Below are 16,864 nucleotides of genomic sequence, written 5' to 3'. Positions count from 1 at the left end.
GCTTCGGTTCGTTCAGTCCCGCTTTCTGTTTCAATCTTTTTGTGTTTGTCAGTGACAGCCTGTCGAAAACCTACAACAAAAAGTATTTCCACTTTAATCGGGTTTAGAGAACTTAGGTTTGTTGTTTCAAACCCTCATCCATCTTCCATCATTACAAATTTTTCTTCAGTGCTAAGGCATAACCATAATGCAGGTTATCATGCCCAATCGTTGTAATTAATATTTCTTCAATGCTTTTCAGCTCTACACCATAAGTTGCAGTTGGAAAAGGAGTTATGGTAGCAAACACATCATTCGCATAATCTTGTTTTATCTTTTCAATACTTTCTAATGCCAATGCTTTCAATTCTGCAACTTCCTGTTCCGTTACTGTGTAAGTCGGGCGAGTATCTTTTTTATAAAACTCATTATATTTTACGGTACTCGCATTTTCCAAAATTCCGGTTCGAACGTAACAAAGCGTTTGCGTGCTCACTACAATATGCCCAGAATTCCAAATGATATTATTGTTATAGCCATCAGGGATTTTGTTCAACTCCTCCATGGTTAATCCATCAATTAATTTGATAAATGCTTTTCTCGAGTTTATTATAAATTCAAGTACTTGATTCATTATACTATATGTTTTTGTAGTTGTTCGTCTGAGTTTATTGAAGACTTTTTATAACGTGCTTCGACTGGTTCAGCATGATATTTCGCTTTAGCCTTTCAGCTTTTATCTTTAGCCTTTCAGCTCAACTACATTGTAAAGATTTTCTCTCCTTTATCTAAAAACTCATTTTCAACAAGTTCTTCTCCAGGTTCAAAAGCCTCAAATTCTTTTAATTTTTCGTGGAAACCAGCACTATCTTTTATAATTGCTACTCTTGCCGAACGAACAAATTCAATCAATTCATAAGGTTCTAAAGCTTTCACCAAGGCATCGGTTTCTTCTCTATGTCCGGTTACTGCAAAAACTGTATAATCTTTACGAATCACTACAGCACTTGCACCATACTGTCTAAGTAATCTTTCTACCGTCACTTTCTCTGCAATTTCATCTGTAGAAACTTTGTACAAAGCCAATTCTTGCCAAATAATTTCCTCGTTGGTATTGAAATAAACCTTTAATACTTCAATCTGCTTTTCTATTTGTCGGGCAAGTTTTCTTAACACCTCATAACTTTCATGAATTACAATGTTGAAACGATGTATTCCATCGATTTCTGACGGAGAAGTATTTAAGCTTTCGATATTGATTTTTCTTTTCGAGAAAATAATCGCGATTCTATTTAATAATCCGATACGATTTTCAGCGTACACCGTAATGGTGTATTCCTGCTTTCCTTCTAAATCGGCTTTATCTATTGTATGTTGTATTGTGTTTTCAGTACTCATGTTGTTTGGATTAAGGGTGAAGGAGCAAGGATAAAAGACATAACATCTACACTTTTGCCTTTATTCCTGGTTCTTTATTCCTTGTTCTTTTATCTTTATTCTTATTTCAACCTTATTTCACTCACACTCATTCCTTGCGGAACCATTGGAAAAACGTTGTTTTCTCTTCCAACCATTACTTCTAATAAATAAGAGCCTTCGTGGTTAATCATGGTTTCTAACGCTTTTCTCAGGTTTGCACGTTCATCTACTTTGTCAGCCTCTATGTAATAAGCTTTGGCCAGGGCCACAAAATCCGGACTGGTAATGTTTACGAACGAATAGCGTTTGTCGTGAAATAATTGCTGCCACTGGCGAACCATTCCTAAAAAGCGGTTATTTAAAATCAAGATTTTTACCGCTGCACCAAACTGCATAATAGTACCCAATTCTTGTGGCGTCATTTGGAAACCACCATCACCGATTATGGCAATAACTGTTTTATCTGGAGCACCATATTTGGCGCCGATTGCTGCTGGTAATCCAAAACCCATGGTTCCTAAACCACCTGAAGTTATATTGCTACGACTGTTGTTAAACTTGGCGTAACGGCAAGCCACCATTTGGTGCTGACCAACATCGGTTACAATTATCGCATCACCACCACAAATTTCGTTAATGTTGCGTAAAACTTCGCCCATTGTCATTTCATCACTTTCAGGGTAAAGCTCTGGCGTAATCACCTGGTCTATTTCCTGTTGATTGTAATCTCTGAATTTAGCAAGCCATTCTTCATGTTTTTTAGCATCAACAAGATTGGTTAATAATGGTAAAGTTTCTTTACAGTCGCCCCAAACACCAACATCGGCCTTAACATTTTTGTCAATTTCTGCCGGATCAATATCTAAATGAATTACTTTAGCTTGCTTTGCGTATTTATCTAAACGACCGGTTACACGGTCATCAAAACGCATTCCGATAGCAATTAAGATATCACACTCGTTGGTTAAAACATTTGGTCCATAATTACCATGCATCCCCAACATGCCAACATTTAGTGGGTGTGAAGTTGGAATGGCACTTTCGCCCATAATGGTCCAAGCTGCCGGAATGCCGGTTTTTTTAATAAAAGTTTTAAATTCTTCTTCGGCAGTTCCTAAAACAACACCTTGTCCGAATAATACAAATGGTTTTTTTGCTGCATTAATTAAAGCTGCTGCTTGCTCAATATATTCTATTCTAACCTTTGGTTTCGGGCGATAAGAGCGAATATGGTTGCACTTTACATACTCAGGAAATTCCTCAATTTGTAATTGTGCATTTTTAGTAATATCGATTAAAACTGGTCCGGGTCTGCCACTTTTGGCAATGTAAAAAGCTTTTGCTAGAACCTCCTGAATTTCGTTGGCATCAGTAACCTGATAATTCCATTTTGTAACAGGTGTTGTGATGTTGATTACATCCGTTTCCTGGAAAGCATCTGTTCCTAATAAATGAGCATAAACTTGTCCGGTTATACAAACCAATGGTGTACTGTCAATCTGCGCATCTGCTAAACCGGTAACCAAGTTTGTAGCACCTGGCCCGCTGGTTGCGAAACAAACACCTACTTTGCCACTTGTTCTGGCAAAACCCTGAGCAGCATGAATACCACCTTGCTCATGGCGAACCAAAATATGCTCTAATTTATCTGCATAATCATAAAGTGCATCATAAATTGGCATGATAGCGCCTCCTGGATAACCAAAAATAGTGCTAACACCTTCTTCAATTAATCCATTTAAAAGAACTTGCGAACCTGTTCCTTTAAATCCCCCAACCTGCTTAGAGGGTTCCGATTTAGTTTCGGTTTGTTGTATTGTATCTTGTGCAGTTTCCATAATTATGTTTTTGCGGTACTATTGTTCTTTAGTTTTAAACCCAATTCTTTCTCTATCATTCCACTTTAATTGAGCAATTTTTTCATCAATTAAATTTTCCATCGCGTCGTAAAGCTCATTTAGTTGAACATCATGTTCACCAATCCGTTCTTTAATTTCTGTAAGTTGTTCATTGATGTTGTTTTGCTTTAGCAAAATTTTTCGAACATCAACAAAGGCACTCATTATGGCAATGTTCATGTTTATTGCCTTTTCACTTTTCAAAACACCACTTAGCATGGCTACACCTTGCTCGGTAAATGCGTATGGCATCTTTCGAGTGCCACCCCAACTTGAAGTCACAATTTGTGACTTCAAGTTGGGGTCGTATGTTGTCAAGGTTTGTGACAGCATACTTTCCCATTCAATTTTTGTTAGTTGAAACATAAAATCTTCCGGAAAACGCATTAATTTCGCTTAACCGCTTGGTTCAATACTTTAGTTTCTACTTCATAAAGTGATGCTTCTTTCACCCCGAATTACATAAATTCTGCTTTCAATGCTTTTAATAATTTGCATTTAGTATTCATTTAAATATTAATTTATTGTCGGGATGACCTCAAATTTAATATTCATCAGTTACGCAGCCACTTGCAGCGTCTGATACAGTTTTAGCATATTTATAAAGTACACCTTTAGTTACTTTCAATTCGGGCTGAACATATTTTTGTCTTCGCTCTGCGATAACTTCATCGCTAACTTGTAAGTTGATGATGTTATTTACAGCATCGATTAAAATTCTATCATCATCTTCCACCAGGCCAATTAAGCCACCTTTGTAAGATTCTGGTGTGATGTGTCCAACCACAAATCCGTGTGTACCGCCAGAGAAACGGCCATCAGTTATTAGTGCAACTGATTTACCTAAACCAGCACCAATAATTGCAGAAGTTGGTTTCAGCATTTCTGGCATGCCAGGAGCGCCTACCGGACCAGAATTTTTAATCACGATTACATCGCCAGGTTGAACGCGACCGCTAGAAATACCAGCAATTAAATCGTGCTCACCATCAAATACACGTGCCGGACCTTCGAATTTTTCACCTTCTTTTCCACTTATCTTTGCCACAGAACCTTTTTCGGCTAAGTTTCCATACAGAATTTGTAAGTGTCCAGTTGCTTTAATTGGCTCGCTTAATTTTTGGATGATTTTCTGGTCGTAATTCATAATCGATTTCACATCAGCTAAATTTTCTGCTACTGTCTTTCCTGTTACAGTTAAGCAATCGCCATGCAATAAACCTTCATCTAATAAATATTTTAAAACAGCTGGGATGCCTCCGTATTGATGTAAATCTTGCATTAAATATTTACCACTTGGTTTAAAATCGGCTAATACAGGGGTTACATCACTCATTCTTTGGAAATCATCTTGTGTAATTTCTACGCCAATGGCTTTTCCCATTGCAATAAAATGTAATACTGCATTTGTACTTCCACCTAAAATGATAATCGAACGAATGGCATTTTCAAATGCTTTTCTCGTCATGATATCAGATGGTTTAATATCTTTTCCTAGAAGAATTTTTATGTATTTACCAGCATCTAAACATTCTTGTTTTTTCTCTTCGCTAATGGCTGGGTTTGAAGAGGAGTAGGGTAAACTCATTCCCAAAGCCTCAATTGCTGATGCCATTGTATTTGCTGTGTACATCCCGCCACAAGCGCCTGCACCAGGGCAAGTATGTTTGATAATTCCCTGATAATCTTCTTCAGAAAGGTTGCCACATATTTTTTGGCCTAAAGCCTCAAAAGCAGAAACGATGTTTAATTCTTCACCTTTATAGTAACCTGGGGCTATTGTTCCACCGTAAACCATAATCGATGGGCGATCTAAACGAGCCATTGCCATAATGGCACCAGGCATATTTTTATCACAACCAGGGATGGAAATTATACCATCATAATATTGTCCGCCACAGATGGTTTCGATACTGTCTGCAATAACATCGCGACTTACCAAAGAGTAACGCATGCCATCAGTACCGTTGCTCATACCATCGCTAACGCCAATTGTATTAAAAACTAAGCCAACCAAATCATTTTTCCAAACGCCTGTTTTAACATCTTTTGCAAGGTCGTTAAGGTGCATATTGCAGGTATTGCCATCGTAACCCATACTTGCGATACCAACTTGTGCTTTTGACATATCGGCATCAGTTAAGCCGATTCCATAAAGCATGGCTTGTGCTGCAGGTTGTGTTGGGTCTTGTGTAAATGTTTTACTGTACTTATTTAATTCGCTCATTGTTTGAATGTATTCTGGTTCTAATTATTGTTGTTTTGTCCGTTATAATTTTACCCCGATAATAATTCCGGTTGCCCATACTTGTTTGGTTAATAGCAAGTCGCTACGCAATTCTAAGTCTTTGACTAACTTTATTGCTTTCTCATTATGCCCTTGAGGCCAATTTGGTTGAGGTAGCATATCATCTATAATATAAATACCGCCTTTATTAAGCATGGATATAGCCTCTTTTAGTAGTAAATATTTTCCATGCCATGTATCTGCAAAAATGAAATCGAATTTTTTGTCCTTATTTTCCGTTATCCAATTTTCTCCATCTGTTAAAGCTAAATTCAATCGTTCATCATTCCCTAGATATTTTTCTGCAATTTTTAGATACTCATCATTATTATCAATAGATGTTAATGTTGAATTTTTGTCCATTCCATCTAATATCCATGAGGTTGACAAACCTGTGCCGGTTCCCAATTCCAAAAAATTACCTGCTGGCTTTGAACTTGCAAGTGTTCTTAACAATGAACAAGTTAACACATTAGATGCCATATCAAATTCTGATGCTTTTGTCGCATCAGCAATATCGTAGTAGGCTATTGGAAAATGTTGATTAATTTCTTGATTCATTGTTAAAAATCTATATCTCGCTTTGTTGGTATTATTTTTAATCTTTATACTAAACTCGCTACTAAATAATCACCTCATAATTCACTTTTTCTAACACGAGATTTTTATATGCACGTTGTATGGTATAACCTAAAGATTCTCTCCATAAGTTGCGGAATACGATATCGTCTATCGATGCAATGCCGGCAATTTCTGTAGCTGTTCCACATAAAAAAGCACCATCTGCATTTCTTAAATCCTCAACTGTCAATTTCTTTTCTATGCATTCGATATCTAAAACGGTGCATAGTTCTTTAACAGTTGCTCGGGTTATTCCTGGTAAAATATTCCCAATAGATGGTGTGCAAAGTTTCCCATCTTTTTCGATGAAAATGTTTGCGCCAGATGCTTCAGCCAAAAAACCATGCATATCTAAAAGCAGCGCCTCATCGTAGCCTTTGATATTGGCGGCAGTTGTTGCAAGTATAGAGTTTACATAATTCCCGCTCAATTTAGCCTCCATCGGTGTTGATTTTGGATTTGGCCTTTCGTAATCTGAAATTGTTAATTTCAATAGTTTGTTACCCGAATAAGCATCCCAATCCCAGGCGCAAATTAAAATTGAAACACCAGTTGGTCCATTCAATTTCATATTGGGGTGGCAAAAAACAAGCGGACGGATATACGCGTCTTTCAGTTTATTTAGCGTAAGTAATTTATAGGTTTCTTTAATTAACTCATCCTTATCCCATGGAAACGGGATATTTGCTAACTGGCAAGAACGCTCTAAGCGGTCGAAGTGGGCAGCAGCTTTAAAAATGCGATTTCCATTATGCGTTTTATATGCTCTAATGCCCTCAAAAGCTGCGTAGCCATAATGTAGAGACTGACCATAAAGATCGGTACTGCTATCTACAGCTTTCTCAAACCGTCCATCAAGGTAAATAATTGTATTAGAGTTGTAGTATTTCATAATACTGCGTTTTGTTATTTAAAAAAAGCGTCCTGTTTTTATCAGGACGCTTTGGGTATAATTAGTTTTTTAAAATCTATTTAAAAGCAGTCCATCTTCTTTCCAAAAATATTTAGGAGTAGTAGGTTCAGAATAATGACAGGTAATAGCACAACATTCACAGCTGCAATTGCAGGTACTTGATTTAAAAAAATGTTGTTTTGGATTGTCATTATTTCTTGATGCTTTATAGAAACCAATTTAGTTTTTGGTTCATTAATATGCAAGAGAAATCAGAAAAAAATGAAATAAGAATATAATTCTTCTAATTGTAAATTAATCGGAATATAATTCTTCTTGTTGGTTGATTTAGGGATTTAATGTTGATGGCGCTATACCAAATATCAAAACGGTATATAGTATGTTTGTTATGCTTGCATCATAAATTTTAGTTATTTCTTCTTAAAATGAACTTTGCGAGGTAAGAATTTGAAAAGTTAATAGATTTAAGTGGATTGGATTGTTGTAAGTAATTTTGCAATTTATCAAATCAAATTTTTGTAATTGATAGAAAAAAATCAAATCTCAAACCCCAAAAAAAAGCCTTTCCGAAATTAATCGAAAAGGCTTTGTTATTAAGATGCTGAAATAAATTCAGCATGACGTATTTCTATTAAGCAATACCTTCTGCTAAAACTACAATTTTATTGTGAATAGCTTCAACAACACCGCCTTTGATAAAAAAACGTTGCTCATCAGTTTTGTTTGCTCTAATAATAACTTCTCCATCTTCTAAAGTTGAGATGATAGGAGCATGGTCTTTCAGAATCTGAAAAGAACCCAAAGTACCAGGAACCGTAACTGCTGTTACTTCACCTTCGAAAACTTTTTTATCTGGCGTTAATATTTCTAAATTCATTTTTTTATAGATGTGAGATATGAGATATGAGATATGAGATTTTGCACCTCGTCTCACATCTCAAATCTAATGTCTCAATTCTAATTCGCTTCTGCTAATAATTTTTTACCTTTTTCAATAGCATCTTCAATGCTACCAACTAAGTTAAATGCAGCTTCTGGATATTCATCAACTTCACCATCCATAATCATGTTGAAACCTTTGATGGTATCTTTAATATCAACCAACACACCTTTTAAGCCTGTAAATTGCTCAGCTACGTGGAAAGGTTGAGATAAGAAACGTTGTACACGACGAGCTCTTGATACGACCAATTTATCTTCTTCAGATAATTCGTCCATACCTAAAATCGCGATGATATCTTGTAATTCTTTATAACGTTGTAAAGTTTCTTTAACGCGTTGTGCAGTATTGTAATGTTCATCACCTAAAACAGCCGGAGAAAGAATACGAGAAGTTGAATCCAATGGGTCAACCGCTGGGTAAATACCTAGCTCGGCAATTTTACGAGAAAGTACTGTAGTCGCATCTAAGTGGGCAAATGTTGTTGCCGGTGCAGGGTCAGTTAAATCATCCGCAGGTACATATACCGCTTGTACTGATGTAATTGAACCGCGTTTAGTTGAAGTAATACGCTCTTGCATTAAACCCATTTCAGTTGCCAATGTTGGTTGGTAACCTACTGCAGATGGCATACGACCTAATAAAGCCGATACTTCAGAACCTGCCTGAGTAAAACGGAAGATGTTATCAACGAAGAAAAGGATATCTTTTCCTGCGCCTTCGCCATCACCATCACGGAAATATTCTGCAACTGTTAAACCTGATAATGCTACACGAGCACGTGCACCAGGAGGTTCGTTCATTTGACCGAAAACTAGCGTTGCTTTTGATTCTTTTAATTTTTCAGTATCAACTGATTTTAAATCCCAACCACCTTTTTCCATTGAGTGTAAGAATTCATCACCATAGTTAATTACACCTGATTCGATAAACTCACGAAGTAAATCGTTACCTTCACGAGTACGCTCACCAACGCCTGCGAATACTGATAAACCAGCATAAGCTTTAGCGATGTTGTTAACCAACTCCATAATCAATACCGTTTTACCAACACCAGCACCACCGAATAAACCAATTTTACCACCTTTTGCATAAGGTTCTAATAAATCGATTACTTTAATACCTGTAAAAAGCACTTCAGTTTCGGTAGATAAATCTTCGAACTTAGGAGGAGTTGCATGGATAGGGCGACCATCTGTTTTATCAACCGCAGTAATACCATCAATGGCTTCACCAACCACATTAAATAAACGACCTTTAATTTGGTCGCCTACAGGCATTTTTATTGCTGAACCAGTATCAAGTACCTTCATTCCACGCACTAAACCATCTGTAGAATCCATCGAGATTGCACGAACGCGATCTTCACCTAAGTGCTGCTGAACTTCTAAAACAATTTTTTGTCCGTTTTCTTTCGTTATTTCTAACGCATCAAAAATTTTAGGTAGATGGGCATCATCAGCAAAGCTAACGTCAACCACTGGGCCGATAATTTGTGCTATTTTTCCTAAGTTAGGCATATCTGTTGTGAGTAAATTTATTACAATCAATGAATTAAAGCTGTTTGTAGGGGCTCCAATTCGGTTGGCAAAGTTAAGTTATTCTTACCTAATTTTAAATATATATTATAAATTTTTTCAACAGAGATTTATTAGATAATTTAGAGGCATAAAATCATCTGATGAAAACCATTTTAACAACAGGTAGCAACGGTTTATTAGGGCAAAAAATAACTGAAAAAGTTTTAGCTGAAGGGAGGGTAAAATTGATAGCAACTTCAAAAGGTGCAAATCGTTATCCAAACAAAAGTGGTTATGAATATGCCGAAATGGATATTCTAAATCCAAAGCAGGTAAGCGCAGTTATCGAAAAATATAAGCCTGATGCAATTATTCATACCGCCGCAATGACAAATGTTGATATTGCTGAGGCAAATAAAACGTTGTGCCATCAATTAAATGTTGATGCTGTGAAAACTTTAGTATCGCTTTGCGAAGAAAAAAACATTCAGATTGTACATTTGAGCACCGATTTCGTTTTCGATGGAGCGAATGGACCATATAGCGAAGAAGATGAAACGAATCCTTTGAGTTATTATGGAAAATCAAAAGTACTTGCGGAGGATGTATTGAAAAATTGCAAAGCAAATTGGGTAATTTTGAGAACGATTTTGGTTTATGGAATTACCAATGATATGAGCAGAAGTAACATTGTACTTTGGGCAAAAGGTGCTTTGGAAAAGGGTTTACCAATTAACGTGGTTAACGACCAATGGCGCATGCCAACTTTAGCCGAAGATTTGGCCGACGCCTGTTTATTAGCTGTTGAAAAATGTGCGCAAGGAATTTATCATGTATCTGGCAAAGATTACATGAGCATTGCAGATTTAGTGCGAAAAGTTGCCGATTATTGGGCGCTTGATAAATCGATTTTGTCGGAGATAAGCTCCGAAAGTTTAAATCAAACTGCTAAAAGACCCGTGAAAACGGGCTTTGTATTAGTTAAGACGATAAAAGATTTAGGTTACAATCCGCATAGTTTTATTGAAGGATTAAAGATTGTGGATGAGCAAATAAGAAAAAATAATTAATTTATTAGTCATTGGTTCACTAGTCATTAGTTCATTTGGCGAGTGTACTAATGAACAAGTAAACATTAACAAAAAACAAAACAAAAAATATATGTCACTACAAATTGGCGACCAAGCCCCAGATTTTAAATTAAATAGCTCGGATTTAGCAGAAGTTGCTTTATCGGCTTTTGAGGGGAAAAAAGTTATTATTCATTTTTTTCCAATGGCTTTTACCGGAACATGTACAGAACAATTGTGTACCATGCGAGATAATTTCAGCTTTTACGAAGGCATTGATGCACAAGTTTTAGGTATTTCTGTAGATTCTCCGTTCTCTTTAGCCAAATTTAAAGAAGTTCAGAGTTATCAGTTTCCGTTATTATCTGATTTCAATAAAGAAACATCGCAAGCCTATGGTGCTTTTTATGATGAATTTGTATTCGGATTAAAAGGTGTATCAAAAAGAGCAGCCTTTGTTATTGATGAAGATGGAAAAGTCATTTATGCTGAGGTTTTAGAAAGTGCTGGCGATTTGCCTGATTTTAAAGCTATTAACGATTCTTTAAAAGCATAAATAGATTTTTTTTCAAATTTAATTGCGAATTTAAATCTCAAATCTTACTTTTGCATTCCGTTAACCATACGGTAACGCATTTGTAGCTCAATTGGATAGAGCATCTCACTACGGATGAGAAGGTTTGGGGTTCGAATCCCTACAAGTGCACTAAAAGAGAAATTCATTTTTGAATTTCTCTTTTTTTGTTTTATACTATTTTGTAATGAGGAACATCTTATTTCTCGAAAAATTATTACCGCATTTCATTAAAATTTTATTTTAAGAATATCTTTCACAAATTTTCTTTAAAAATTGTTTAGATAGGTTTTAAACTACCTCGTTTTTTAAATAAATTATCAATATTAATGGCATGTAAATTAATAATTATATATTTGCAGCCTTGAAGGGCAGCAATTTGTCTGATTTTCATATTAATAATTTGCGAGCCATAGAAATAAGGCTTTTTTTAATTTTAAAGACACCTAAACCACGTTGATGCTTAATTTAGTTCTCTTTGGCCCACCGGGGGCGGGTAAAGGTACCCAATCCGAAAAATTGATATCAAAGTATCAATTATTACATATTTCTACCGGCGATTTGTTTAGAGCACATGTAAAGGGAGAAACCAAACTAGGGAAAAAAGTTAGCCAGTTATTGGCAGATGGCGAATTAGTGCCTGACGCAATAACAATTGCCATGCTTGAAGAAGAGGTAGATAAAAATCCTGATGCAAAAGGATTTGTGTTTGATGGTTTTCCACGTACTGTTCCTCAAGCTATAGAACTTGATTTGTTTTTGGAGCGTAAAGGCAGTAAAATTGCCGGTGTTATTGCTTTAGATGTAGATCAGCAGGAATTGACAAAACGCATTGCAGAACGCCATAAAGTTAGTGGCCGACCGGATGACGATGCAGAAAAGTTGAAAAAGCGTATTTCAGAATATTTTGATAAAACTATCCATGTTTTGCCTTATTATGAGGAACAAGGAAAGTTGCAAAAAGTAAATGGAATTGGAGAGATAGAAACAGTTTACAATGACCTTTGCTCGGTTATTGATAGATTCTAGTACAATATTTTAAAATAATTGCATCCGCAAAAAAATACATTAGTTATTTTTGAGCGGATGTTTGTTTTTTAGCGATTTTTATATTTAAAAATCGAAATTTATAAATGCACTTAAATTACCGTCAATTTTAAAATCTAAAATCGACAATCTAAAATCGTCAGTTAATTATGTCACAAGGTTCTAATTTCGTAGATTATGTAAAAATTTGTTGCCGTTCTGGTAAGGGTGGGGCAGGTTCAGCACATTTACATCGTGATATTTTAACATCAATGGGCGGTCCGGATGGTGGCGATGGCGGTCGTGGTGGCCACATTATTGTTGTAGGCAGCAGTAACATTTGGACATTATTACACCTCAAATACCGTAAACACATTATTGCCGAAGATGGTTTAGCTGGCGGAAGTTCCCATAAATTCGGTCGCCAGGGTAAAGATGAGATTTTAGAAGTTCCACTTGGAACCATTGCTAAAGACGCAGAGACCGGCGAAGTGCTTTTTGAAATTACTAAAGATGGTGAAACCAAAATCTTAACACCTGGTGGTCGGGGCGGTTTGGGTAATGCGCATTTTAAAAACTCAGTACAGCAAACACCGCGTTTTGCACAACCTGGAGAGCAAGGCAAAGAAGTTTGGAATATTCTCGAACTTAAAGTATTAGCTGACGTTGGTTTGGTTGGTTTCCCGAATGCTGGTAAATCCACTTTACTTTCAGTTGTTTCAGCAGCAAAACCAGAAATTGCTGATTATCCTTTTACTACAATTGTCCCGAACCTGGGAATTGTGAGCTATCGCGGTGGAAAATCGTTTGTTATGGCCGATATACCAGGAATTATTGAAGGTGCATCAAAAGGAAAGGGCTTAGGTTATCGTTTCTTACGCCACATTGAGCGTAATTCTGTATTGTTATTTATGGTTCCTGCAGATACAAGTAGAACGATAAAAGAAGAATATGAAATATTAAAAAGAGAATTGGAGTCGTACAATCCTGAATTGATGCAAAAACCGCATGTTTTAGCCATTACAAAATCTGACATGTTGGATGAAGAGTTAATGAACGAGATGAAACAAGATTTGCCTAAAATTCCATCTATATTTATTTCATCTGTCGCAGAAAAAAATATTCTGGAATTGAAAGATATGCTTTGGAAAGCAATTGAAGCGTAAAAATCAAAAGTAGAAAGTCCTAATTCAGAAGAATTCGTTTTAGAATTTTGTGTTCTAAAGTAACAGCTAAATCATTATTAGCTAGTATTAAATTCTCATTCTATCAACGATTAAACCTACCCATTCTTTTAAGATAGACTGCCAGTATGCAAAAGCTCCGGCATCAGGTAAATAATAATCAGAAATATCATAGTTTTCTTTTCCAAAATAATCAGTAGGATAATAATCCAATTTGCGATTAAAGACTTTGTCGAAAATCATTTTTGAACGCGGAATGTGCCATGCACTGGTAATCACAAGTATCGATGCATCTGGCTTCATCTTATTTACCAGCTCGAAAGTATATTTTGCATTTTCAATGGTGTTCTTGCTTCTGTTCTCTACTAACACTACAGAATCAGGAATGCCAATTTCCTTCAGGTATTTTGCGGTTAAATCTGCTTCAATAGATTCTGAACCAATTAACTTACCAGAGCCGCCGCTTATTAAAATTTTTTTAATGATGCCTTTTTTGAGTAGAGCGATGGATTGTATAAGCCTGTCTCCACGCTCATTAAGAGCTAAATCACTGTGTTGAGTTGATTTGGAAAAACCACCTAACAAAACCCCAATATCGTACCTTTTGGCTTTAGGATATTTGGCCTCATAAAAATTATAAGCTTTACCAACCAAAAAACGATTAGAAAAAACGAACAATAAAGAAAAGGAGATTATTAATAATGTCTTCTTACGTTGCTGTTTTTTAGCAAATATTGCGAATACCAATAATATTAAAACCCAAATGATAGGCTGCAATATAAAAACTAGAAGTTTAGAAAAAATGAAAGCCATTAAGTAAGATAAAAGCTTAAATGTATAATCTAAATCAATTAAATTATATTTTATCAGAGTATCTATTCAGATAATTGCTAATTAGATACTCTGATTGTAGATATGACCACGTAATAATATTAACAACGTATTATGCTTGTTCTTCGTCAGCATGACCATTTTGATGTGCGCTATCTAAGATGTCTTTCACATCAGATTTACGTTTTTTTTCAACCTTATGTTTAAAATGTGGAATTTCATGCTCTACAATATCTTCTTCAATTGCCTCTACGCCAAATACTTTTTCTTTTAATAGATTGTATTTATCTTGAAAGCCATAACGTAAATTTTTTGCACCACCAGCAATTCTTCCTCTAGTATTGGCACCTTTATCTGGTGCAAATAATACACTAATTATTGCACCAGCCGCTAACCCGGCAACCATGGCTAATGCTACCTGAGCACTATTATTAGATTTTTTTTCAAAATATTTTCCGATTAACTTTCTGTATTTCATAATGATAAGATTTGTATAAGAAACAATTGCACCGATGTAATGTTTGGGAAATTTGAATTGATAACTTAAGCGCAATTATTGCTAAGTTTAAATTGATTATCAACTAGATTTATGAGGTAAATTTTTGGTTTTGTTGATAGTACGAAGTGACGAAGTGAAATAAACCTGATTATAGTGTAAATCCTTTTTTGAAGCACGTATGAATGTAATTATCCTGTAGTTTCTTCATGCAACAGCGTACAAAATAACCATAACAGCTGTTAAAAAAGATTGAAAGGAAAAGCAGGACTATCGGAACCTATAAAAAGCAGAACGATACTTTTCTTATAAAAATTTAAAAATAAAAATATATGGTAAAAGCAACAATTAACAAAGAACATTATGCTTGTTCGGTAACAAATGGCTCGCACGAAGTTATCATTGATGAGCCTTTAGAATTAGGAGGAACGAATGAAGGATTTGCGCCAAAGGGTTTATTGATGGCCTCCTTAGCATCTTGTGTAGCCATTACGCTACGTATGTATGTGGATAGAAAAGATTGGCCAGTTGATAAAATTGAAGTTGAAGTAAACATGGGTATTGAAAATGCAGAAAACATATTTTTAGAGGAAATTACATGCACCGGCGATTTGACTGACGAGCAAAAACAAAGGTTGGAAGATATTGCGGCAAAATGCCCGGTAAGTAAAATTCTTACCGCGGGTAACGAAGTTCGCTCAAAAGTGTTGTAAGCAAAAGGTGCATAACTCGTTTACATATTGCTAAAAAGCTTTGATATATTTGTATGACTTCAGCTTTGTGTGAAGTGATAAAATATTTATGGCGACTGAAATTAAATGCCCCAACTGTGCCCATGTTTTTCCTATGGAAGAAGCCATGGCCGAAGATTATAAGAAAGAGCTGCGTGAGAAAATGGTAAGTTTTACCAGACAAAAGGATGAAGAATTTCAGCGGAAACTGCAAGCTTTTGAATCGGAGAAGCAACTTCAACAGAAAACTTTTGATGCAAAATTGGTTGAAGAGAAGAATAAATTAAAGGGTGATTTGGAAGAAAATTTGCGTAAAAGTATTGCATCTGATTTTGAGACCAAATTGCAAATGTTAGAAGGAAATGCCAGGGATAATGAAGAAAAACTAAAGCTAGCCCGTGAAAAAGAGTTGGAATTTCTTCGTCGCGAGCAGAGTTTGAAGCTGAAAGAAGAAGAGATGGAATTAGCCTTTCAACGTAAAATGCAAGAGCAACGCAACGAGTTGGTAGAGCAAATCAGGAAACAAGAGGCAGAAAAAAACAGCATTAAAGATACCGAGCATCAGCTTCGTTTACGTGAGTTGGAAAAACAGCTTGACGACCAGAAAAAACTGGCTGAAGAAATGAAAAGAAAAGCTGAGCAAGGCAGCATGCAGTTGCAAGGCGAAGTGCAAGAATTAATTTTAGAAGAATTGTTGCGCAGTAATTTTCCCTTCGATTTAATTGAAGAGGTTGGCAAAGGTGTACGTGGTGCAGATTGTGTGCAGGTAGTGCGTAATCAGTTTGGACAAGAATGCGGCAAAATCATTTATGAAAGTAAGCGTACCAAAGATTTTGGCGGCGATTGGATAGAAAAGCTGAAGAAAGATATGCGAAGTATGGGCGTTGATGTTGCTGTAATTGTAAGTCAATGTTACCCTAAAGGCATGGATTGCTTTGGGCAGAGAGATGGCGTTTGGATTTGCTCTTTCGAGGAAGTGAATGCTGTTGCATATGTGTTGCGTGACGGAATTTTGCGCTTATCATCAGCCATGAAATCGCAAGAGAATAGGGGAGATAAAATGCACATGTTATACGATTATTTAACCGGAGCTGAGTTTTCAGAACAATGGAAAGCCATTCGTGAGGGTTTTATGAGTATGAAATTATCTATTCAACGCGAACGCGATGCCATGGAACGTTTGTGGAAAGCCCGAGAAAAGCAATTAGAAAAAGTGTTGTTAAATGCAACGCATATTCGAGGTTCTATTGAAGGCATTGCAGGTAGCGATAGCATTCAATTGAGTTTAACTGATGATGACGATGAAACACTGTTACTAGACTAGTTTTACCACAGATAAAACAGGATAACCTTAGATTAAATTCAAGCTTCTATT

At 36.0% G+C, this 16,864-nt stretch carries 17 protein-coding genes and 1 tRNA gene; 7 read left to right on the top strand and 11 right to left on the bottom strand.

What is annotated here, in order from left to right:
• Positions 1–151 precede the first annotated feature (151 nt).
• The 9 genes from ACFOWA_RS16645 to atpD all read right to left on the bottom strand — a co-directional run bounded on the left by ACFOWA_RS16645 (position 152) and on the right by atpD (position 9,577).
• A complete protein-coding gene (locus tag ACFOWA_RS16645; protein ID WP_378987170.1) occupies positions 152–613 on the bottom strand; it encodes a DinB family protein in 462 nt (153 codons plus the stop codon).
• A gap of 125 nt (positions 614–738) precedes the next feature.
• The gene (gene ilvN, locus ACFOWA_RS16640; protein ID WP_123206817.1) at positions 739–1,377 is read right to left on the bottom strand and encodes an acetolactate synthase small subunit; all 639 of its coding nucleotides are present in this window, start codon (positions 1,375–1,377) and stop codon (positions 739–741) included.
• Between the two features lie 101 nt (positions 1,378–1,478).
• On the bottom strand, positions 1,479–3,236 hold the full coding sequence (ilvB, locus tag ACFOWA_RS16635) for a biosynthetic-type acetolactate synthase large subunit (RefSeq protein ID WP_378987167.1): 1,758 nt from the start codon (positions 3,234–3,236) through the stop codon (positions 1,479–1,481).
• A gap of 18 nt (positions 3,237–3,254) precedes the next feature.
• Positions 3,255–3,662 (bottom strand): ORF6N domain-containing protein, encoded by a 408-nt coding sequence (locus ACFOWA_RS16630; protein WP_378987164.1) that lies wholly within the window; start codon positions 3,660–3,662, stop codon positions 3,255–3,257.
• Positions 3,663–3,840: 178 nt separating this feature from the next.
• Positions 3,841–5,523, bottom strand: a complete 1,683-nt coding sequence (gene ilvD, locus ACFOWA_RS16625; RefSeq protein ID WP_378987161.1) for a dihydroxy-acid dehydratase — start codon at positions 5,521–5,523, stop codon at positions 3,841–3,843.
• A 42-nt stretch (positions 5,524–5,565) separates the two neighbouring features.
• A complete protein-coding gene (locus ACFOWA_RS16620; RefSeq protein ID WP_378987158.1) occupies positions 5,566–6,144 on the bottom strand; it encodes an O-methyltransferase in 579 nt (192 codons plus the stop codon).
• A 61-nt stretch (positions 6,145–6,205) separates the two neighbouring features.
• A complete protein-coding gene (locus ACFOWA_RS16615) occupies positions 6,206–7,096 on the bottom strand; it encodes an aminotransferase class IV (protein ID WP_378987155.1) in 891 nt (296 codons plus the stop codon).
• A 652-nt stretch (positions 7,097–7,748) separates the two neighbouring features.
• Entirely contained in the window at positions 7,749–7,994 is a 246-nt protein-coding gene (atpC, locus tag ACFOWA_RS16610; RefSeq protein ID WP_378987152.1) for an ATP synthase F1 subunit epsilon, read from the bottom strand.
• Positions 7,995–8,074: 80 nt separating this feature from the next.
• Positions 8,075–9,577 carry a F0F1 ATP synthase subunit beta gene (gene atpD, locus ACFOWA_RS16605; protein ID WP_109926210.1) on the bottom strand — a complete coding sequence of 501 codons (1,503 nt, stop codon included), beginning with the start codon at positions 9,575–9,577 and terminating at the stop codon, positions 8,075–8,077.
• A 161-nt stretch (positions 9,578–9,738) separates the two neighbouring features.
• On the opposite strand from atpD, the gene ACFOWA_RS16600 reads away from it, so the two are divergent.
• The 5 genes from ACFOWA_RS16600 to obgE all read left to right on the top strand — a co-directional run bounded on the left by ACFOWA_RS16600 (position 9,739) and on the right by obgE (position 13,413).
• A complete protein-coding gene (locus ACFOWA_RS16600) occupies positions 9,739–10,647 on the top strand; it encodes an SDR family oxidoreductase (RefSeq protein ID WP_378987149.1) in 909 nt (302 codons plus the stop codon).
• A gap of 91 nt (positions 10,648–10,738) precedes the next feature.
• Positions 10,739–11,203 (top strand): redoxin domain-containing protein, encoded by a 465-nt coding sequence (locus ACFOWA_RS16595; protein ID WP_378987146.1) that lies wholly within the window; start codon positions 10,739–10,741, stop codon positions 11,201–11,203.
• A gap of 76 nt (positions 11,204–11,279) precedes the next feature.
• Positions 11,280–11,353 (top strand) — tRNA-Arg (locus ACFOWA_RS16590).
• Between the two features lie 327 nt (positions 11,354–11,680).
• A complete protein-coding gene (locus ACFOWA_RS16585; RefSeq protein ID WP_378987143.1) occupies positions 11,681–12,250 on the top strand; it encodes an adenylate kinase in 570 nt (189 codons plus the stop codon).
• A 167-nt stretch (positions 12,251–12,417) separates the two neighbouring features.
• Complete coding sequence (gene obgE, locus ACFOWA_RS16580) at positions 12,418–13,413, top strand: GTPase ObgE (protein ID WP_378987140.1); 996 nt, start codon at positions 12,418–12,420, stop codon at positions 13,411–13,413.
• A gap of 87 nt (positions 13,414–13,500) precedes the next feature.
• Here the strand turns inward: obgE and ACFOWA_RS16575 are convergent, their stop codons facing one another.
• Together ACFOWA_RS16575 and ACFOWA_RS16570 are read right to left on the bottom strand one after the other, a co-directional pair.
• Complete coding sequence (locus ACFOWA_RS16575; protein WP_378987137.1) at positions 13,501–14,244, bottom strand: YdcF family protein; 744 nt, start codon at positions 14,242–14,244, stop codon at positions 13,501–13,503.
• Positions 14,245–14,374: 130 nt separating this feature from the next.
• Positions 14,375–14,740 carry a YtxH domain-containing protein gene (locus tag ACFOWA_RS16570; RefSeq protein ID WP_378987134.1) on the bottom strand — a complete coding sequence of 122 codons (366 nt, stop codon included), beginning with the start codon at positions 14,738–14,740 and terminating at the stop codon, positions 14,375–14,377.
• Between the two features lie 350 nt (positions 14,741–15,090).
• Between ACFOWA_RS16570 and ACFOWA_RS16565 the strand changes: the two genes are divergently transcribed.
• Both ACFOWA_RS16565 and ACFOWA_RS16560 read left to right on the top strand, forming a co-directional pair.
• The gene (locus tag ACFOWA_RS16565) at positions 15,091–15,471 is read left to right on the top strand and encodes an OsmC family protein (protein WP_378987131.1); all 381 of its coding nucleotides are present in this window, start codon (positions 15,091–15,093) and stop codon (positions 15,469–15,471) included.
• An 88-nt stretch (positions 15,472–15,559) separates the two neighbouring features.
• Positions 15,560–16,813, top strand: a complete 1,254-nt coding sequence (locus tag ACFOWA_RS16560) for a DUF2130 domain-containing protein (protein WP_378987128.1) — start codon at positions 15,560–15,562, stop codon at positions 16,811–16,813.
• Positions 16,814–16,864 lie beyond the last annotated feature (51 nt).

This window comes from Pedobacter lithocola (assembly GCF_042650845.1).
Taxonomy (GTDB): Bacteria; Bacteroidota; Bacteroidia; order Sphingobacteriales; family Sphingobacteriaceae; genus Pedobacter; species Pedobacter lithocola.
This window is presented reverse-complemented; position numbering and strand designations above follow the sequence as displayed.